The sequence below is a fragment of the Pseudomonas sp. SIMBA_068 genome, assembly GCF_046534705.1.
GTDB classification, from domain to species: Bacteria; Pseudomonadota; Gammaproteobacteria; order Pseudomonadales; family Pseudomonadaceae; genus Aquipseudomonas; species Aquipseudomonas putida.
The window spans coordinates 1-254 of record NZ_JAWRYI010001047.1; the positions used below are offsets into that span (position 1 = coordinate 1).

Annotated in this window: 1 pseudogene; it reads left to right on the forward strand. The window is 66.5% G+C overall.

Going from position 1 to position 254, the window contains the following annotated elements:
- Window positions 1–254: pseudogene (locus tag SB756_RS32635) on the forward strand (glycogen debranching enzyme GlgX); the annotation flags it as partial.

A 254-nucleotide genomic window follows, 5' to 3' on the forward strand; every position in this document is an offset into this window, starting at 1 on the left:
CCTGCGTGCTGCAGATGGTCACCGACTCGCTGCGCTACTGGGCCACGGAGATGCACGTGGACGGTTTCCGCTTCGACCTGGCGACCATTCTCGGCCGCTACCACGACGGTTTCGACGAGCGCCACAGCTTCCTCGTGGCCTGCCGCCAGGACCCGGTGCTGCGCCAGGTGAAGATGATCGCCGAACCCTGGGACTGCGGCCCCGGTGGCTATCAGGTGGGCAACTTCCCGCCGGGCTGGGTGGAATGGAACGAT